The 20,682-nt window shown below is 31.7% G+C and carries 21 protein-coding genes; all 21 read right to left on the reverse strand.

Translation table 11 applies throughout. From position 1 onward, the window contains the following. Nucleotides 1–50 precede the first annotated feature (50 nt). The 21 genes from TD29_RS13890 to TD29_RS13990 all read right to left on the reverse strand — a co-directional run bounded on the left by TD29_RS13890 (nt 51) and on the right by TD29_RS13990 (nt 20,671). A complete protein-coding gene (locus tag TD29_RS13890) occupies nt 51–806 on the reverse strand; it encodes a glycosyltransferase family 2 protein (RefSeq protein WP_040281391.1) in 756 nt (251 codons plus the stop codon). Then, complete coding sequence (locus TD29_RS13895; RefSeq protein WP_040281392.1) at nt 803–1,618, reverse strand: glycosyltransferase family 2 protein; 816 nt, start codon at nt 1,616–1,618, stop codon at nt 803–805. The genes TD29_RS13890 and TD29_RS13895 overlap by 4 nt, the downstream gene beginning before the upstream one ends. Continuing rightward, nucleotides 1,611–2,171 carry an LbetaH domain-containing protein gene (locus TD29_RS13900; RefSeq protein ID WP_040281394.1) on the reverse strand — a complete coding sequence of 187 codons (561 nt, stop codon included), beginning with the start codon at nt 2,169–2,171 and terminating at the stop codon, nt 1,611–1,613. Before TD29_RS13900 ends, TD29_RS13895 begins: the two co-directional genes overlap by 8 nt. A gap of 3 nt (nt 2,172–2,174) precedes the next feature. Beyond that, nucleotides 2,175–3,323: a glycosyltransferase gene (locus tag TD29_RS13905; RefSeq protein WP_040281395.1), complete on the reverse strand. Its 1,149-nt coding sequence runs from the start codon at nt 3,321–3,323 to the stop codon at nt 2,175–2,177. 38 nt (nt 3,324–3,361) lie between these two features. After that, nucleotides 3,362–4,105, reverse strand: a complete 744-nt coding sequence (locus TD29_RS13910; RefSeq protein ID WP_040281397.1) for a polysaccharide deacetylase family protein — start codon at nt 4,103–4,105, stop codon at nt 3,362–3,364. 3 nt (nt 4,106–4,108) lie between these two features. After that, a complete protein-coding gene (locus TD29_RS13915; RefSeq protein WP_040281399.1) occupies nt 4,109–5,269 on the reverse strand; it encodes a glycosyltransferase family 4 protein in 1,161 nt (386 codons plus the stop codon). Between the two features lie 2 nt (nt 5,270–5,271). After that, entirely contained in the window at nt 5,272–6,435 is a 1,164-nt protein-coding gene (locus tag TD29_RS13920) for an O-antigen ligase family protein (protein WP_040281401.1), read from the reverse strand. Beyond that, nucleotides 6,428–7,585: a glycosyltransferase gene (locus TD29_RS13925; protein ID WP_040281403.1), complete on the reverse strand. Its 1,158-nt coding sequence runs from the start codon at nt 7,583–7,585 to the stop codon at nt 6,428–6,430. Before TD29_RS13925 ends, TD29_RS13920 begins: the two co-directional genes overlap by 8 nt. A gap of 16 nt (nt 7,586–7,601) precedes the next feature. Further along, the gene (locus TD29_RS13930; protein ID WP_040281405.1) at nt 7,602–8,576 is read right to left on the reverse strand and encodes a sulfotransferase family protein; all 975 of its coding nucleotides are present in this window, start codon (nt 8,574–8,576) and stop codon (nt 7,602–7,604) included. 159 nt (nt 8,577–8,735) lie between these two features. Further along, entirely contained in the window at nt 8,736–9,431 is a 696-nt protein-coding gene (locus TD29_RS13935) for an SGNH/GDSL hydrolase family protein (RefSeq protein WP_052467122.1), read from the reverse strand. A gap of 4 nt (nt 9,432–9,435) precedes the next feature. Continuing rightward, entirely contained in the window at nt 9,436–10,143 is a 708-nt protein-coding gene (locus TD29_RS13940) for a sulfotransferase family 2 domain-containing protein (RefSeq protein WP_084203486.1), read from the reverse strand. 9 nt (nt 10,144–10,152) lie between these two features. After that, a complete protein-coding gene (locus TD29_RS13945) occupies nt 10,153–11,655 on the reverse strand; it encodes a flippase (protein WP_040281409.1) in 1,503 nt (500 codons plus the stop codon). Then, entirely contained in the window at nt 11,655–12,725 is a 1,071-nt protein-coding gene (locus TD29_RS13950) for a glycosyltransferase family 4 protein (RefSeq protein ID WP_040281411.1), read from the reverse strand. The genes TD29_RS13945 and TD29_RS13950 overlap by 1 nt, the downstream gene beginning before the upstream one ends. 1 nt (nt 12,726) lies before the next feature. Next, nucleotides 12,727–13,857 (reverse strand): hypothetical protein, encoded by a 1,131-nt coding sequence (locus TD29_RS13955; protein WP_040281412.1) that lies wholly within the window; start codon nt 13,855–13,857, stop codon nt 12,727–12,729. Nucleotides 13,858–13,870: 13 nt separating this feature from the next. Continuing rightward, nucleotides 13,871–14,560: an acylneuraminate cytidylyltransferase family protein gene (locus TD29_RS13960; RefSeq protein WP_040281414.1), complete on the reverse strand. Its 690-nt coding sequence runs from the start codon at nt 14,558–14,560 to the stop codon at nt 13,871–13,873. A gap of 2 nt (nt 14,561–14,562) precedes the next feature. Beyond that, on the reverse strand, nt 14,563–15,609 hold the full coding sequence (locus tag TD29_RS13965) for a nucleotidyltransferase family protein (RefSeq protein WP_040281524.1): 1,047 nt from the start codon (nt 15,607–15,609) through the stop codon (nt 14,563–14,565). Next, nucleotides 15,602–16,705, reverse strand: a complete 1,104-nt coding sequence (neuC, locus tag TD29_RS13970) for a UDP-N-acetylglucosamine 2-epimerase (RefSeq protein ID WP_040281416.1) — start codon at nt 16,703–16,705, stop codon at nt 15,602–15,604. The genes TD29_RS13965 and neuC overlap by 8 nt, the downstream gene beginning before the upstream one ends. Then, nucleotides 16,702–17,724: an N-acetylneuraminate synthase gene (gene neuB / locus TD29_RS13975; RefSeq protein WP_040281418.1), complete on the reverse strand. Its 1,023-nt coding sequence runs from the start codon at nt 17,722–17,724 to the stop codon at nt 16,702–16,704. Before neuB ends, neuC begins: the two co-directional genes overlap by 4 nt. Continuing rightward, nucleotides 17,717–18,349 carry an acetyltransferase gene (locus tag TD29_RS13980; RefSeq protein WP_040281420.1) on the reverse strand — a complete coding sequence of 211 codons (633 nt, stop codon included), beginning with the start codon at nt 18,347–18,349 and terminating at the stop codon, nt 17,717–17,719. The genes neuB and TD29_RS13980 overlap by 8 nt, the downstream gene beginning before the upstream one ends. Next, the gene (locus TD29_RS13985) at nt 18,339–19,481 is read right to left on the reverse strand and encodes a LegC family aminotransferase (protein ID WP_040281422.1); all 1,143 of its coding nucleotides are present in this window, start codon (nt 19,479–19,481) and stop codon (nt 18,339–18,341) included. Before TD29_RS13985 ends, TD29_RS13980 begins: the two co-directional genes overlap by 11 nt. Beyond that, a complete protein-coding gene (locus TD29_RS13990; protein ID WP_040281423.1) occupies nt 19,481–20,671 on the reverse strand; it encodes a UDP-N-acetylglucosamine 4,6-dehydratase in 1,191 nt (396 codons plus the stop codon). The genes TD29_RS13985 and TD29_RS13990 overlap by 1 nt, the downstream gene beginning before the upstream one ends. Between the last annotated feature and the right edge of the window lie 11 nt (nt 20,672–20,682).

Consider the following 20,682-nt stretch of genomic DNA (forward strand, 5'->3'; position numbering starts at 1 on the left):
ACATAAAGACAGCAACATGATTAATAAGATTTATCTTACATAAAAGACACTTACTTGCTAAACCATTGTGGGATTTTTGATAAATTTTTCATCACTATAACTCCGAAAGGGAAAGATAATTTATTAGTTTTTGCTGCAGTCATATCTTCTTTTGTTTTCCTAATTAAGTTTTTAAGACTTTTATTACTAGCACCTCCAACTCTCATTTTTACAATTGTTTTTGGTAAGTAATGAAATGTATATTTAGAACTATTAAAAATTCTAAGTATAAAATCATAATCTGCTGCTATTTTATAAGCTAAATTAAAGCCGCCTTGAGTTTCATAAACTTTACGTTTCAAAAATAAAGTAGGGTGCGCAGGCATCCATCCACGTTTTAAAAGTTTTGAATGAAACGTTTGACTCGTCCAATTTCTAATTACTACTTCTGGGTTCTCAAAAGACACATAATGCAAATTTCCGTAGACACCGTCAACATTGTTAACCATAAATGCGTCTACAATTTGTGAAATACATTCATCATCTGCTAGAAAATCATCTGAATGCACAAAGCCCACAATATCACCTGTCGCTTTTTCAATGCCCTTATTTAAGGCATCATAAATCCCTTTATCTTGTTCTGATGTCCATTTAATGTTAGGAAACTCTTTAGCTTTTGATGTAATAAGATCAACCGATTTATCACTAGAATTCCCGTCTACAACAATATACTCTATATCTGTATACGTTTGGTTTAACACAGAGTTCATACAAAACTCTAACGTTTTTTCACTATTATAAGTTGCAGTAATTATAGATACTTTCATTTGTTTTGTAATCGTTTTAACTCCTTAAACTTTGTATCAATCATCCATTCATACGTTTTCCTTAGTTTACAAAACGTATAACCCGCTTTTCCGTTTAGAAATCCGCCTCTTAAAACATAGAAGGCAATAAACACTATGGTTGGTCTAAAAGGCAATCTATAACTTAATCGTTTTTGTGCCTTTCGTTTTAATGTTGGGTCTTTAGAAAATAAATTTTTAATATGCAGCGGTTCTTTAATTTCTCCAATCATTTTTTGAGCTTCCATTTCAGAGTAACGATTGTGTTTATCAAACCACCATGTCAATCCTTTATTAAATGGATAATGAATTAAATGCTCGTGGAGCAAACCTTCACTACCAGTTGTAATATATTCTTCATTAATTTCTCTGGCTACAGTGACACAACCATTTTTAAACAATCGAGGAAACCAAGTTGGATAGCCACTACTCTGTTTGATCCATTTATCCTGAAACATATCTTTACGTCTCACGCGATACATGGTGTTTTTATTATCAATTGAAACGGTTTTTAAAATTTCAGCTTTTAAATTAGACGTTACAATTTCATCTGCATCTACCATCAAAATCCAATCACAGGTTTTTGAAACTGTGGCTAAGGCAGCATTACGCTGACTAGCATAATTATCAAATTTTCGCTGTATGATAGTTGCATTAAAAGACTGAGCAATGTCTAAGGTTTTATCTGTACTATAAGAATCAAAGACGATAATAGTATCTACAAAATTGAGAGCTTCTAAGCATTTTTCTAGAATATTTTCTTCGTTGTATGTTAAGATAACTGCACTAATCATTTATAATCCTGTCTTTTATATATTTAGCTGGATTACCACCTACAATAGTCCATGGCTCAACATCCTTAAACACGCAAGCTCTTGCTCCTACAACAGCACCTTGTTTAATGGTTGTTCCCATACCTCCAACAAAGGCTTCGGTTGCAATCCAAACTTGATCTTCTATAATAAGATCTGCACAAATCATGGGAAATTTAGGATCGTTAAAATCATGAGAACCTGGACACAAATAAGCGCCTTGAGAAATTGTAGTATGAGCTCCAATTTTAATTTTTCCAGTGTTATAAACATTAACGCCTGCCGCTAAAGCAGAATATTCAGCCATTTCTAAATTCCAAGGTGCCCAAACAGTAACTGATGAATATACATGTGCTTTAGGATGTAATTTAGCTCCAAAGCAACGCAATAAAAATAAACGCCAAGGGTTAAACAGACTTAAAAAAAAAGGCTTAAAAAGAATAAGATTAACCAAAATCCATGCAGCTCTACCCAATTTATTTTTTCTACTTAACCAATTCTCAAATTTAGAGAGGTCTACTTTTAATTCACTCATTACTTAGTTGTTTAAAGTTACAAAGGACGGTAATTCTTTGGTATCAGAAAGAATCCATTCATAAAAAATCGTCATCATTTCACTAACGGCTTCTTTAGAATATTTACTTTCTACTAGATGTCTTCCATTTTCCCCCATTTCTAAACGTTTGATTTCATCTAAACTTAAAGCCTCATGAATTGCAGTACTTAGACTAGATAAATCACTATCAATCCACCAACCACACTGTTTTGTATTCAACTCTTCCCAAGGTGTTCCTTTTGATGCAATTACTGGAATTTCTCGTGCTAAAGCCTCTGGCACAACCATCCCAAAGTTTTCACTTTTACTAGGTAATACAAGATAACTTAGTTTCTGCATGATATCTTCTTGAGCTTGACCTGACAAAAACCCAGTAAACGTAATATTTTCTAAATTATGAGTTTTAATTAAGGTTTTAAGTTGATCGACATAAACCTGATCACCATCACCAATAATAACTAATTCTGCATCTTGTGTCATTGCTTTAGATGCAGCCCAAGCCTCTATTAATACTTCTAAATTTTTTATGGGAGCTAATCGACCTAAAAACCCAATTTTACGAGTACTAGAATGTGATGCTTTGGTCGTTTTACTAAATGCATTTACATCTATTGCGTTTGGAATTACAGCTACAGGCTGCGTTAATCCAAATGCTCTTAAATAGGTCATTTCTTTATGACTTGTAGCATGAAATGCTGTGGCTTTTAATAAATCTTTTTTCTGAAATAGGCCTAATGCCAATTTTTTAAACCATTTAGATTTTTTTAATCCTTCTGGATATAACATGCCGTGTGCAGATATAACGTAGGGCTTTTTATCCTTTTGTGCTTTTAAAGCTGCTGCATGCGAAGCATATTGCCATAATGCGTTTGTGTGATATAAATCATAATCTGAGTGCGTTTCTAGCCACGTTTTCAACTCTTTAGAATATCCATATCTTGGATGTTTTGGAGGTGTGAGAATCTTCATAAACGGTTCTCTACTAATAATCTCATCATTAGCTTGGGCATCAAAGGTTAACAAATCTGCATCCACATGATTCTCTTGTAATCCTTTTAATAAATTATAAGTACAGGTTGTTGGACCTCCAGACTTTAATCCCATTCCTGATATGACTTGAAGTACCTTCATTAATTCTCTAATTTTAAAGTATAACGTTTCACAATTATCTACCTATTTTCATCTGGGTTAACATATTGTTTTCGTTTATACCATCCAAAAAACGGACTCATAGCACCATTAACAATAGCTTTAAACTCTGAAGGTGATGAAAATTGCACCAAATTTCTATAAACCAATCCATCGGTACGCTTGTTATGATAATTCCCAGGAAGTGAGCTATATAATATTTTGTAACCAGCATCTTTACAACAATTTAAAACACGATCTGAAAAATAACCAATTGGAAAACAGAGTTCATTAACTTCTTTTTTGAGTAAGTCTTCTAAATAGGCTTTAGAAGCTTTTAACTCATAATTTAAATCCTCATCATTAAAGGACGTTAAATTTTCGTGTGCATAGGCGTGAGACTCAAATATAAAGCCCAAATCTTGGAGTTCTAATATTTCCGAAGCATTCATATAACCCTCTTGTCCAATTAAACTAATGGCTAAGAATATGGTTGGTCGCAAATTGTGCTTTACAAAATAATCTTTATTATCATAAATGCCTTTAAAACCGTCGTCAAAATTTATCTGTATTTGATTAGTCTTATTCTTAATTTTAGCTACAGGTGTATAACCTTCGGCTTTTAAGATCTCGATGTGTTGTATAAATATGTCCATCGAAGTAGACATATCTGTATAGCGTTTCTCTGGAGAATGCACATCATGGTAAAACACAATTTTACTCTTGGTGTTAGCGTTTAATTTTCCGCTTAAAACAAAAGCAAGCTCTTTAATTTTGTGTAGCATCTCTTAATTAATTGAATTTTGAATATTCACACTATTTTTCTTTTCTAATTGAAATTTCTCCCAAGGAGGCAATGGTCTTTCTCCTTTGTTTTTATAATGGAAATTGATAATATCAATTAAATATTGCGCTACTTTTTCTCCTTTTAAACGATTACTAAACTCAAGAATATAGTCTCTGTCAATATTATCTTTTTTAGTTATAGTTTGCTCTAACATTTGAGTTAGCTCATCTTGATTATTGATATTAAATACATGACCTATTTTATCATTTATAATTAAAATAGATGCACCACATTTATTACTACAAATTACTTTTAAACCAGAAGCGAGGGCTTCATTAACTACTGCTCCCCAACCATCAAAACGACTTGGTAAAATGAGCACATGATGTTGTCCTACAAGGTTTCTTAACTCTTTATTACTTACAACACCATTAAGGGTGACTTTATCTTTAAGTTGGAGATCTTTAACCAAAGTAGCAATAGCTGACTCATCTTCACCTTCTCCAAATACATCTAAAGTCCAATTTGTATTCTTAACATTTGACAAAGATTTTAGTAAAATATCTAAACCTTTTCGTTCTATGAGTTGCCCAATAAATAAGAATTTTAATTGATGAATATCTATAGGATTAGAGTTTACGACCTCAAGATCTTCAATACTATATAAAAATGAATAAAAATTCTCTGGCTTTACACCACATTCTAAATACCAATTTTTAGTACTGCTTCCTGATCCAAGCACAATATCATAGTGTTTTTGGTAGCGTCTTTCAATTAAAAATGAAAACAATCGACGCGTAATTGCTCTAGAGCCATTTAAATTAACGGTTTCTGTTAATAGCAATTTATGAAGCGGATATTTTAAACTTTGCTGAAATGCATTATATACCAAATGAATTGCTTTAATCCCAGAAAATACGTGATAACTATTTGGCATATCTTCTTGCAGTAGTCTTGCTATTTTTTCTTCGGAAGGATTGACATGTAATTCAAACTTAGCTGTTTCATTGACATTATTTTCCCATCCTTGTTTTTCGAGTTTCTTATAGAGTAATTCTTCAACAATCAACACGAATTTAGTCACCTCATTAGAAGCTGCTAAAGCATTCCAATATGGCAATTTATGCTGACTTACAATATTTTCCCAAAAAACAATTCTCATAGTTAATAAATAATTATGTCTTTACCTCTAATTCTATTATTAATTACACCGAGCAGTAACCAAACATAAAAAAACATAAAGCTACCAGATCCTAAAATATAACCTTCTACTACCATGTGGATGGTAAAAAAAAATAACATTGCAAATAACAATTTACCTTTATGATATGCATCTTCGGTACGATATAATTTTCTAAAGTAAGATAAGAATAAAACAATTAATGGAATAGCACCCAAAATACCTAACTGAGCAAATAAAACGCCCCAACTTGTACCTGGTTCAATTCTTCCATTAATTTCATTTATCTCACCTTTATTAGCAGATGCAAACCCGATACCAATCACTGGAGATTGTTCAAATTCTTCATAACGATAACCCCATAATTCACTACGAGAAGCAAAATCATCACCTTGTTCTTCAGCATATTCATTTTTTTTATCAATGTTTGCAGTATAAACACTCCAATATGGCACTGTTGCTCCAACTAAAATAATAACAAACGCAACAAGCTTGATTATTTTACTAAAATTCTTTCTAAACACAAGTAAAAACAGAATAAACGAAGACAATATTCCACCTATAAGAGAACCTCTCGAACCAGCAAGTAATAAACAATAAAGGCAAACTAAAACCATTAAAATACAAACAATCAATAATTTTCTATCTATTTTTTTTTGAGTTGCTTTCCAAATAATTATCAACATCATCAGACTAGTTATTGGACCTATTAACATAGAGTGTGATGTTAACCCTTGAAACATATCTGATCGACCAAACCCAGGAAATGCACTTGTAACATTACCTAAAAAAGATAATATTAAAACAGTAAATAATAATAGGTTTGTATATTTAAACACATATGTTCTAACCTCAGCTAGTGAGTCACTAAAAAACCATGGACTTAACATACAAAACACTAGTAAAAAGGAAACAAAGCGCTCATTTGCTTGAAAGTATGAAGGTATTGTATTACCAATAAGACTAAAAATAATAGCAAGAATAAAGAAGCTCATGATACCATCAAATCTTGGTTGTTTCGATACTACAACACCCACAAAAGCGGCTCCAAAAATCGCATAATAAACAGCCATTGGTAGACCAGGTGTTACAGTAATAATATTATTTACTGCTAGAATTGCTAATATGAGACCTATTTTTTTATACACTTTGCAATACTTTTATATAATCTTTCACAAGTGACTTTATATCGATAGACCTCTTAAGTTTTTGAGGTGTTCTGTTTTGATAGTATCCTTTAATACAAGTTACTAAATCGTGTACATTTTTTCCCTTAATTAACCATTTATCTTTGTCAGTTTCAAGAATAAGTTCTGCAATGCCTTGTCCTTCTACGGCAATAAAAGGCACACCACAAGCGTAAGCCTCAGTATACACACAACCAAAAGCCTCATAGTAAGATGGCATTACATACAAATCTAAAGTATTATAAAATGTATTTAATTCTTGATGTGTCATTTCTTTCTGAAATGTGATATGCGATTCTAATTGATGTTTAACCACATAAGCCTTACAATCATTCAAGAGCGCTCCACTGCCAATAAAAGCAACATACAAATTTGCGATTCCTTGTTGAATGAGTTCCTGAGCCGCTTTAATTAATGTCATTTGATCTTTTAAAGGCCAAAAATTAGCAATACAACCTATTTTAAAAATAGTGTTATCTTTTAGACCGTCTATGGGATAAAATTTATTAGGATCTACGCCATTATACAACACATATTGTGATCTCATTTTAATTTCTGAAAACGCTCGCACACAACTCAAGGTTTTTTCACTAACGCCAAGATGCAAGTCTATTTGATTACAAATAGAAACGCCATAATTTCTTACCCAATTTCTATGCCACGACAGATTACGTAAAACGCCATTTTCTAAACTCAATACATCAAAACCATGATGTTGTAACACCGTTTTAATTTTAGGGTTTTTGGTTTTTAATATATTTGCATAAAAACCATTTTCAGTTACATGCGTATGAGCTACAGTAATATTGTCACAATCTAGACTTATACTTTTTAATTTTTTAAGAAAAAATAATTTACTCAACCCATTAAACAGGCCAGACAATATATTTGAAGGCAATACCACTCTCTTGAAATAATAAACTTTTACACCCTCAAACTCATAATCTTTTTGCTTAGAAAACAAAGACTTTGGTTTTAAAACCGTTACCTGATAATCACTTACGGCCTCAATTGCCTTAACTTGATCTAACACATATGGACCTCTAAAATTATCTTTTGAAGGAAAAAAGGGCGTTATGACTAAATAATTTAGTTGTTTCGAGTTAAGCATATCGGTAAATAAAAATCTATTTAAAAGGATTTAAATGGTTATAATACATTCTTAACACACCTTTCATTCTATTTTTTTTAAAGGTCTTAGCTGATTTTAAATCTTCAAAATTTCTCAAACAAGAACTCAACTCGCTAATATTAAGTAAATTAACATCGTTATCAATTTTATACTCTAAATATTGCATTTCAGACTTAAGCAACAACTCAACTTTCTGTAAAATTCCATTTGGTATCTTTTTATAAGATCCTACTGAATCTGTATTGACTTTTCTATTTAAATTTTTATGAGCTTCAGCTGCTTCATCATTATTGATAATAAAATTCTTTGTATTCAAGTATTCGCTTTCAAATTCGAGTCCTAACTTTGAAAACAAATCTCCCATTTGCTTATTTGGATCTTTTGTTAATTGCTCGTATCTAATTTTAATAGTATTTTCATAAGGATTTTCTTCAATTAGCTTATAATAATAGTATTTAAGCAAAACAGCAGTATTTAATATGAATTTTTCATCTGCAAAATCATTATTATTCCATCGTTTAATATAAGATACAATAACATCTCTAGGATCTCTAATAATCCAAACAATTGTTGCCTCTGGAAATAAATCATAAATTCGTTTGAGTCTCAAAGCATGAGCAGGTGTTTTTTCTCCCCAAAATTCTTTATTATTACTTTTCGCATAAGAATGTCCTATTTCCATTACAACTTGAGATAACTCTTTTCCTCTCAAATCCTCATTTGCATCGAAATATTTTTTTACTACAGTTTTTGCATTGTCATCATAATCCTTTAAACTATTATATAATTGTTTCCCTAAATATTTGTATTCGAAATTTTTAGGATAGTCCTTAAGGTTAAGTAGTTGAATACAAGAAAACACCCAAGACTCAGGCATTATTGACAATTTAGGATGGTTGTTAACTATCCTTGACAATAATGTAGAACCGGATCGACTAGTTCCTACAATTAAAAGTGGAGATGCCTTCATTTTTTATTTACCTTTTAAATTATTATAAAACTATATTTTTAAATATTTATAATCGAACAAAACTATATCTTTATTATATAAAGCCTCAACTTATATTTTCATTTCAATACGATAACTATGTTCATTTTTATCGTTTGCTTTAATTCATTGATTCCTATCCTATTTTTTTAGTTGATCAACTATTAGTTTGGCATGTGCTTTACTGTCGTAATGATGATCTAGTGGATTAGCATTTTTTAATTTATTAAGAACTAAGCCATCCTTTCCCAGACTGTGTTGATCTAAATTCACACTCACTATGCCTTCTGATTTACAATAAGCATCTATTCTTCTATTAAATTCTACTGTAAGTTTTGTTCTGTCTAATTGTGAGACTTCAATTTCTTTTCTTGCCATCGCAACTTCTCCGGCAGAATCATCATCAAGAGTTGGTAATGGTGTACTAATAATTTTAACCTTAGCATAACTTGACATTTCTAAAATTAAACTTTGATAATTACTTATTGCAGTTTTTAACATAACATCTATATCTTCTCCATATTTTTTAGATCTGTACCAGACGACAAATCCTGTATCTACTTCACCCATCATTATTATAATTTCATCATAAGTCTTTTTAGATACAGTTTCTCGAAATATCTGATATGCTTGAGTTTTTGAGTTAGGATTCTCTAATCCAGAAACTGTAGCTCCTCCAACTGAACAAACTTCAAAATGTGTCATTGGGTTACTTATTAAAAATTGTCTATCACCAAATACAACAACATGAGAGTCTCCTAAAACAAGTACTTTTTTTGTTGATAATAAATAGTGAAGCTTTCTTAATTTACCTGAAATAGCACTTCTTAAACTCATAATCTTAAAAATTATATTCGAAAAATTTTATATCTTCTTTGTACAATTCTGTCACTCTTTCTTTCATTGCTATAGTGTATACTTCTCGATAATCAAACACCTTTTTATCTTTAGTTTTATTCAAATGAATTAAAGATTGATTCACACCTATATGTTTACTTATAGATTCAAAATCAGTTTCAAAATTCTCAAATCGACCCACAAAATCGACAACAATTTCTCCTTTTGCATTGGTAATATATTTATACTGCGGTATAAAATGAACCCATTCACTAACGCGCTCAGGAGTTAACCACCTCATGACGAAATCTTCAAAGGTATTAACTTGAGACATCACTTCGTCTGAAAACTGTTTGTCTTGAGGGTTCATTCCTCCCTTTTTCAAAAACCCATAAGCCGAATGTAATCGATCCCAAGGATTTCTCACAAACGTAAATTTATAATAGGCATTAAATCGTTTTTTTCCAAATAATTTTAAAAAGCGCATATAACTTGGATGGCCAAAACCACCTGCTTGATCTCCATATAAACTTTTTATAATAGAAATACCACCTGCTTTTGGGATATGTACAAACACACTCTTAGTAGCATCAAAACATTGGTAGACATGACCTTCTTCACGTCTCAACTTCTGATACTCTTGATATTCTTGGTATTCCTTTACCTTTTCTCTAAAACGTACTGGAACTAATGCTCTATATATCCTTTTCATTAGTGAGGTTTAGCTGTTTTTTCCCTTTCTATTAATCAATGATTTTATAAACTGTTTATCCTCTTGAGTATTAAATACCAAAAATAGACTTGTAAAAATAAGATACGTAGTGCATAAAGCAACAAATAGCCATAACGGTTGTCGTAAATTATCAAGAAAACCAAATCCAAAATAGTAGTAGGCTAATGCAATAACAAAATACACAACTATCATTTTCAAATAAGATAAACTGAAAGGTTGAATTTGTTGATTTGTATATAACATAGATACAGCATAAATACCTTGTACTGACAATGCTAATAATTTCACTATCCCTATACCAATTAGGCCATATTTGGGAATTAACAGTAAATACCCTGTCATACTTAAAACAGCTACAATTATAGAATTATTACGACTCACACGTTCTAAACCTGTCATATTAAGCATCATACCAACGGAGCCTGTACTAATATTTATAACTTGTGCAATCAACAATAATATTAACACTTGACCTCCTAATTTAAATTCTTCACCAAACACACTAAGAATAGGTTGATTATAAACAATTAAAAATATAATAAGCGGAAATGTCAACACATAAATGTATTTACAACTGGCTTGATAGTATTTTTTAAGCTCCACCATTCTATTTTCAGTATGTAATTGTGAAATAATAGGTGTAAATATCGCATTTACAGATAACAATATTGTTGGCACAAAAGCAGTTAACGTCAAGGCTATAGAATACACCCCTAAATCTTTAGTAGTTAAATAAATGGCTAGCAATATTTTATCACCTTCTCGTTGAAGAAGGCCCACCGAATTTGTTAATAACATATTATTTCCAAAATTCCGCTCTTCTTTATTTATTTTAGTAGTTGATTTTAAAGATAGTTTTAGCATTTGCTTGGGTAGCAATTTTTTAATCAACCAAAAAAACAGCCCTAGAGCCACTATAGCACCAATAATTTCTGCCCAAATATAACCTTCTAATTGATAACCCATGGTTATAAAACCAACAGCAACAGCAATTTTAATAGGTAGGCGAACAAAATGTCCAATGAGTGTACTTTTTCTAACCTCCTGTAAACCTCTAATCGTTTGATCACAGAGGGTAATGATCGCATTAACAATGAGTAAAATTCCGAAGTACGATAAGTAAGGTGTTAATTCAGGAGAATTTAAAAGTGTATTAGCAATAAAATCTGGAAACAGAAAAAATAAGGATGCACTAATTATAGACATCACAAGCGTAATACCTAATGTTTTACGCAAATACGTATGCAGCTGTGTATAGTTTTTTTGAGCCAAGTATTTTGAGATAAAGCGCACTAAACCATTACCTAAACCTAAACTCAAAAACACAGATAACACTGCTACGACGGTCATCCCAAGTGCATAAACACCTAACATATCTGCACCTAGCTCTTTGGAGATGTATATTTTAAAGAAAAAACCAATGGCTACAGAAAAGAGTGTACCTGCGAAATAAATGCCTGCTTGACCTGTTATTTTTTTTGCTATAGACATTACTTATTATATAATTTAAAAACTTCTTGTTCCCATTGTTTAATTACAATCTTCCAATCAAATTGTTTTGCCAAGTTTATAGCGTTCTTAGAGTTTAATTGTAATAACTCTGGTTTCTCTATAAGTTCTTGCATGGTTTCAATCATTTGCTGTAATGTTTCTACAACAAATCCATTATGCTTATGAGAAATCCATTCATTAGCACCATAATCTGAATACACTAAAGAGGGCACACCTGCTGCTGCAGTTTCTAAAGTTACTTTAGGAAAACCTTCAGATCTTGATGGCAAAACGTGCAAATCTACTGTTTTTAATAAGTTAGCTAAACTATTATGATCAATTATTCCATGAAAAATAATATTATCTAATTCCTCTTCTTCAATTTTAGTTATCAATTCTTTTTTATCTGCACCATCTCCAACAATATGAAATTTGATGTTTTTAAATTTCTTTGCCAAGTCTAACACATCAAAGATTCCTTTCCTTTCTATTAAGCGACCTATATATATTATATTATTAAGACTAATGATCTGTTTTTCAGGGCTTAAAAATGGAATTAAATCCAAACCTAAATACAACACTTGCTCCTCAGAAGAAATACCATGATGCTTAAAATTATATGATTTAAGATACTGTGTAATAGAATACAGCTTGTCGAACTTGCTGTAATGATCAACAAATGATTTATAATCTCCATGTACACTTAGTGAAGATTCTAAGTTTTTCTCATCAAAAATACCTTCAACAGTACTTATACTTTTCTTATTAAATAATTTTAGCAAAAAAAAGTTCCAACCAACAATTTCTCCTTTTGGTAAATAAGCAATATCACACCAAAAAATTCCTAAAAAGTAAGATAGATACTTAAAAAACTTATGAGGTTTATTAGTTTTTATAAGACGAACTCCTGGTATATTTATATTTGAAAGATTTCCAGAATACAAAACTATTGCTTTAACATCAAACTTTTGCTTATCAATATATTTGGCTATCGCTAAACAATTTAAGTTTTGAGCATTAGTACTATTAATATATCCTCCTAGAAAAATCTTAATTTTTTTATTACTCATTTCAATTAGTAACTATCAATTTTGATAACTCCTTATTATCAAAAGGTTCAAAAAATTTATTAGACCAACCTATGACTAATTTACTATCATTCTCCCAACTTCCTACGTGTGAATTATAATATATCCATAAATCCAACAAAGATTTATTTTTTTGGATTGGATATTTATATTCTTCAAGAAAGATATGGTTTCCTTGAGGTATTTTTTCATTAAATAAAAAGTATGTAGGAATCCCTTCTTCTGCCATTTCAAAAGCAGCTGTAGAGAAAAAGGTGACGTTTATTAAAACCTCTTCAGTATTTAAAACTGCATTGTCTGCTAAAACATCAACATAGTCGAAATCTTGAGAAATAGATTTTAAATCAACAGCATTATTATGTCTAGGGTGTTGTTTTAAAATAATTTTAGGTCTTCTATCTCTAGGAATTTTAGTAAACTCCTCTAATGTCTGTTTTAGCTTTGCGAACATCTCTAAATTCATTTGCTTTCCAACATCTGGCATAAATTGTAGCATAAATACAATTTTATCTCTCCCTTCAAAACCTTTAGTTGTAAGTTTCTTCTTTAAAAAATAACCTAATACGTGAATTTTATTTGGATAGTATTCTAAATCTTGTCTAAAAACATCTTTAAAAGCGCTTCCCCAAACTGCAACTTCTTTATCGTTTTGTACAATATGTATAGGCGCTTCACCATTATTATTAAAAAAACCTGTTTGTTCTTTATTGATAATACCGTGTTGATAATCTATAATTCTAGATTTAGGGTTATACCCTCTCCAAAACCCTCCTAAAGAATTACTCAGTGTAAAAACAACATTTGCCTTATAACGATTTGATGTAAAAAATCTATAAAACTTACCAATGAATTGCTCCCTAGTTTCAAAATTTTTAAAAAGTAAAAGTGGAACCAATTTTCTTAAGACAAACACAAAAAACAAGTTGAACTTTTCAGCCTTTGGATTAGAAGGCTTTAATGAATTTTTATCTGGTTCTTCAACAAGCTTATAACGAATATTATTTTTATCACAAAAGTCAACAAAAGGTTTGAATAAAAGATTTTCATTCGCAACATCTCTATTAAAATGTTGCGGATAATAAAATATAACCTGATTTTTTTCAGATGTTGACATTTCAGAATAGATTTTAAAACTCTTTTTTGCTAGCTAGAAATTCTGCAAACTCCCAATCTAATGGTGTGTCTATGTCGACAGAAGAAACATCATCCATTTGGTGTTTTATGATTTTTTTAAAATCTCCAATAGATTTATCTTTTATTGACTTAGGTTTAATAATATAAATCGCACCATTTAACTCCCAAACCTTAGGCACATCTTGTCGCCTTAAAACCTTACTTTCTTTACTCTTTTTTAAAAATGCATCATCATCTTCTTCAAATAGAACGTAATATGGGTTAGCACTTGTTTCTTTTACAGAAACGACCATATCTAAACTGTCATTATATAATGATAAGGCTTCCTTTATATGCTTTTGATTTCTAAATGGCGATGTAGGTTGCAATAAAATAATAACATCAGGTTCATTACCATTAATCAAAGTATATTCTTTTAATGCATGAAGTATCACATCTCTTGAACTTGCCGTATCTGAAGCGAGGTGATCTGGTCTTAAAAACGGAACCTTTAGCCCTGTTTCTTCAGCTATATCTTTAATTTCTGTAGAATCTGTACTTACATAGATGTATTGATTTTCAAAAAGACCCTGTGCAGCTTCTATGGTATAATGAATTAAAGGTTTCCCATTTAACAATTTAATATTCTTACCTGGCACTCCTTTAGAGCCTCCTCTAGCTGGTATGACAATTAATGGTTTCAAAATTAAAATTTTATAGTATTAATATCTCTCTGTGCCTTTTCAAAATCTTCATGTTTACCAACATCGAGCCAATAACCCACTAATGGGTAAGATACAACCTTTTTATTTTCGGCAATTAATTTCTCCATTAAATCGGTAGCATTAAAATGTGTGCCTTTAGGAATATATTCTAATACTGAACGTTTCATAAGGTAAATCCCACCATTAGAATAATACGTGTAGGTTGGTTTCTCTTTAAAATCTATCACTTGACCTTTAGACGTTTCTAAAACCGCATAAGGAATACTAACATTGTAAGGAATGGTCACCACGGCAAAGTCTGCATCTTTACTTAAAAAATCTAAATAAAAATTTTCGTAGTCTAGATTAGTCAACACATCAGAATTTGATACCAAAACATGTTCATGTTCTAAATTCTCAATTTTTGAAACAGAGCCAATAGTGCCTAAGGGCTCATCTTCCCAAACATAGTGAATGGATCTATTTTTATCTTTGCCATCACCAAAATAATCTACAATTTGGTCTCCTAAATATTTTACCGAAAACCAAAAATCATCAATTCCATAAAGCGCTAAACGATCAACATTGTGTTCCATTATAGATTTGTCTCCAACTTTAAGCAATGGTTTTGGAACTGTTTCAGTTAATGGTCGTAATCGTGTTCCTTTTCCTCCAGCCATAATAATGGCATCAATTGGCAAATACGAACGCATATGCCTAAAATTCACAACATTAACAACTGTATCATTAACATCAATTACTGGTATGATTCTGAAATTTTCTTTTCTGTATTCTATGATTTGATGAATATCTCTTGAGCCTTTTCTTATATATCTAGGACTTGATTGAATAATCTCACCTACAGGTTGATCAATAGTCACTCCTTTTAATAAACCTCGTCGCACATCACCATCTGTTAATGACCCTTTAAGTTTATCATCTTTGTCAACCACGAATACAATGGCATCACTTGCTAAATCATTTAAACGTTGTAATGATTCTCTAATGGATGTTCCGGTAGTTATTAAATGATTTCTAAAATTAATCATACTGTTGTATTGTTTTAATAATCGAATTTGCTGTGTTAGATTTATAATATACATTATTACCTTCAAAATCAGGTAACTTTAAGGCTTCAGTTGTTTTTTCAATTATGCTTTTTGAATCAAAAGCTACATCAAATACATTATCTCCATGCGCTCTACCTTGTTGTCTAGAGCCAACATTTATAACATACTTCCCAAAAGAGGCGGCTTCAATAATACCGCTAGAGGTATTACCAATCATTATTTTAGCATAATGCATGGCAGAAAAATAATTGACTTTCCCAAAATTTTCTATCAACACAATCCTTTCAGGTATTTGAGCTTTCAATTCATATAATTGCGTTCTATAAACGCTTCCAAGTGTATCTGCATTTGGCATTGTAATGACGATATTAAGTGTATCACTAATTGCCGCTAAAGCTTCTCTCATATGCTTTGCATAAGACAAGTTCGCATCGACTGCAACGGTTTCCGGATGAAATGTAACCAAGGCAAAGTCTTCATTTTTAATCGCAAATGCTTCTAAAAAAGGTGATTTTTCTAAGGGCTGAAAACTCGACATATTATCTAAACTCAATGCTCCTACATTAAATATATTTTCAGAGGATCCTGTAAGGGCTTCTACTTTTGTTTTATACTCTAAAGTTGATACAAAATGGTATTGCGACGCAAGTGTAATTTGATGACGGTAAATATTATCAATTGCACCTAAGGTGGTTTCGCCTCCATGAATATGCGCTAACTTAACGCCAAATGGAATGCTCGCTTGTACAGCTGCACTCATTTCAAAACGATCACCTAAACAAAAAACCAAATCAAAGCTGTTAGTTTGCCAAAATTCTGAAAACTTAAGCACTGTATTTCCATAGGATATAGCGATTCCTTTTTGAGAATCATCAGCTTCTAATGACGCTATCTCATGAATTACATCGTAACCTTCGGCTGCTATATTGGTTAATGTGTAACCGTGAGTTTTTGAAAGATGTGTCCCAAACGCAATAATTTCTAGTTGAAAATAATCATCAATTTTCAATTTCCGAAGTAATGGTAAATAAATTCCATAATCTGCTCTAGAACTTGTTAAAACTCCTATTTTCATGATAGATCAGTCCAATTTAATTTATCATAGGCTTTTTTGTCTGCTAACAATGTTTTACCAATAACAGTCGTCCATTCCATTGCAGAAATCCCGTCTCCAGGTCGTAAAGCAATAATATCGGACTCTTTAAGTGTCGTTCCTTTTAAAATATCGTGTCTTAGATGGATACTTTTTCTAGCGATATGAATATTTTTAGTTTCGCTCGCACTTGGCTCTTTAATTCCGTTACCACTTATGGCTAATTCAATATTTCTAATGGCACTAACCATGTCAACCAGCTCATTGGGCTCTAAAGACGCTTTGTGATCTGGACCTTTTAAGCTTCTATCTAAGGTAAAATGTTTTTCTATAACTGTTGCACCAAGAGCCACTGCTGCTGTAGGCACTTCAATGCCTAATGTATGATCAGAATACCCAACTTTTACTCCTAAGCGCTCGCCTATAGTGAGCATAGCTTTAAGATTAACATCTTGCATTGGCGTGGGATATTCGGTATTACAATGTAAAACTGTAAGGTGCTCTTTTTTTGTTCCGAAGGAAACCAAAACGTTTATAGCGGCTTCAATTTCTTCTAAGTTCGCCATACCTGTTGATAATACAATTGGCTTTTGAGTTTGGGCAATAGCTTTTAAATATGGATAATTGGTAAGCTCACCACTTGGTACTTTAAACATATCAAAATGTAAAGATTCTAAGTATTGAATCCCTTCTACATCAAAAGCTGTTGAAAAAAACTGAATACCTTTTGAGTTACAATACGTAACTAACTCTTTATGATCTGCGTCACTTAATTCTAAATTTTTAAGCATTTGATACTGCGAGTCATCACCATCACCAATGTTTTTAGATTGGTAAGCGGCTTTCTTTGCACTGGGACTTACAATCGTATCAGCCTTAAAGGTTTGAAATTTCACATAATCAACCTTAGCCTCAACAGCAGCATCAATAAGTTGTTTAGCAACATTGATATCTCCATTGTGATTTACTCCTGCTTCTGCAATAATTATAACTCTACTCATATGAAATAGTTCTTCCTGGATTACCTACAATTTTTGAATGGTCTGGAACATCACTTAACACCACAGCTCCTGCTCCAATAATAACATCACGACCTATGGTTATATTTTCTTTAATTACCGCATTAGCACCAATAAATGATTGTTCTCCAACAGTTACATTGCCAAGTAAAACTGCACCTGGAGCAACATGAACACCGTTTGATATCACACATTCATGCTCTACAATACAACCTGTATTTAAAATACAATAATCACCAATTTTTGCCATAATGTTTACGGTAGCATTTTTAGCAATAAAATTACCTTGACCAATAATAATTTCTTCGGAAATTTGAGACGATGGCGCAATGACATTTAAAAGTTGTTTGTTCTCACTTAAAATTAATTGAGCTACCTTTTTCCGAATAGTATTGCTGCCAATGCCTAAAACATAATCATAAGGTTTATCCCAATTAGAAAACGTAGCATCACTCTCAAATCCTAAATACTCTAGACCAAAAGGGTTAACCTCCATTTTTTGTTGTTCAGTATAGAACTGTAAATTCATTTGACTTGCTTTTGCACTATCTGCAACAACCAAACCATGACCAGAATAGCCTACTAAAACAATTTTATTATCTAACACTACTTGGTATATTTACAATGCGTTCTTCGAGAAATATAGCATTTTTTTGATTATCCTTTTGGAATTTCTCATACATAGGCAATCTAAACATCAATTGCCATATTGGTCTTGTCATGACACTTTCACTATTAGTATATTTCAAAAAAGCGTCTCTGTCTTGTTTATTTTCAAGTTCAACACACATTAACCAATAGTTAGCTTTTGTATTTGGCAATTCTGTTCTAAAATTTAGGCTTTGAGTTTTAAAAAAATCAGCATATATCTCAGCTATATTTCTTTTTTCAGCTAAAAAGGTATCTAACTGTTCTAATTGGGCACAAGCTAATGCTGCATTTAAATTGGGCATTCTATAATTATACCCTAACTCATCATGAAAATACTCATAAGGATGTGGCTGTTTAGCCGTTGTCGTTAAGTACTTTCCTTTTTCGGCAAGCGACACAGAATTACTCACAATTGCACCTCCACCTCCAGAGGTTACAATTTTATTACCATTAAATGAAAACACACCTAACTCTCCAAAACTCCCAGTGGGTTTGCCTTTATATTCGCTACCAAGTGATTCGGCCGCATCTTCAACTATTGGAATATTCCATGCCTTACAAACTGATATGAGTTCATCTAAATGCACAGGAAACCCAAAAGTATGCATTGGCAAACACGCACTAATTTTTCTTCCAGTTTTTTTATTATAGCAACCATCATCTCTTAATTCGCCATAGTCTTCTAAAAATGCAGAAACTGCTTTTGGCGATAATCCCATGGTGTCTAGATCTACATCTAGAAATACAGGATGTGCATGATTATATATAATTGCATTTGCGGTTGCAACAAAAGTTAATGCTTGTGTTAGAACTTCATCACCAGCTTTTACACCTACTAAGCGCAAAGCTACTTGTATACCTGCTGTACCATTAACAACTGCTACTGCTTTTTGAGTTCCAGTAATTTGCACCATTTGATCTTCAAATTGATCTACAAATTTCCCAACACTAGACACAAAGGTGGTATCAATACAACGTTCTAAATAGTTTTTTTCTTTTCCTCGAAATTTAGGCACATGTAATGGTATAAATTCACGTGTGTCATATAAATTTTTAATGTATTCTGTGACAGGTTTAAAATTCTCCATTACATTTTAGAGTCTAAATATTTACCAGTTTCTTTATGACCGAAATCGGGAATCATATGATGAAACAGGTCTACCAAAACATTTTTGTTCCATGATTTCTGAAATTTTAATTGTTCAATAGTATCTGAAAAATGATTTAATTTATCATTATCATAAGTTGCCTCGTTCTTGATGATACCTATTCCGCTAAAACGTTCCATGTCTAAAATTTCAGAATCTGTAAAAAACTCTTCAAAATCCTTTTCACCAGTTGTATCACTTTTAGTAAATAGACAAGGCCATTTTTTATTAGCTATATGTTTTTCAATATCTGTTCGTGCCTCTTCTTCAGTCTCACACACATGCGGTTCGTAACCTAGATTTTTTAAATATTTAACGGCAATATCAGCAAAAGAAATTAGGTGTAATGACTCTTCCAATTTCGGAAAAAATATATCTCTATTATCACCTAAAATACAAGATGACAAACACAGTTCTCCAGCCTCTTGAGGGACTACAAAATAACGTTTGATATCATTAGGCGCAACAATTGGTTGTTTCTTTTGAATGCGCTGATTAAACCCGTGAAGTAATGAACCATCAGAAAATGCTACATTAGCAAATCGTGCCGTAGAAATGTCAATTTGCTTGCTTCTTCGCATTAGAAACATTTCCATAATGCGTTTTGAAGCTCCCATCATATTTACGGGATTTGCAGCTTTATCTGTAGACACACAAAAATACTTCTTAGCATTTTTATTTATTGATTGCTGTATCGTTTTATCTGTATTAAAGATATTGACGTTAATCATTCGCATTAAAGTGAACGGATCTTTTTCGCTCCTCACATGTTTAAGCGCAGATAAATTTAAAATATAATCATAGTGACCATCTGCCTCGATAAAAGCATCATATTCTACCGAGCCTATATCTAATGCAAAGGTTTTGAAATCACCTTTAATATAACCAAATGAACTTCGTATATCTCTTACCAATTCAACAAGATTATTCTCACTAATATCTACAACGTGTAGCTTTAAAGGATCTCTTTTAAAAACCTCTTTAACAACTGCTTGGCCAATAGAACCTGCACCACCTAAAACTAAGAATTTTGATGTTGATACTTTTGTATACAACGCGTCTTGATTAGACTGAATATCTCTAGTAAACAGCATCTTATTTCTACCAATAAGTTCTAATGGTACACTCATAGATTATTACA

The sequence above is a fragment of the Psychroserpens damuponensis genome (genome assembly GCF_000826655.1).
In the GTDB taxonomy this organism is placed as follows: domain Bacteria; phylum Bacteroidota; class Bacteroidia; order Flavobacteriales; family Flavobacteriaceae; genus Psychroserpens; species Psychroserpens damuponensis.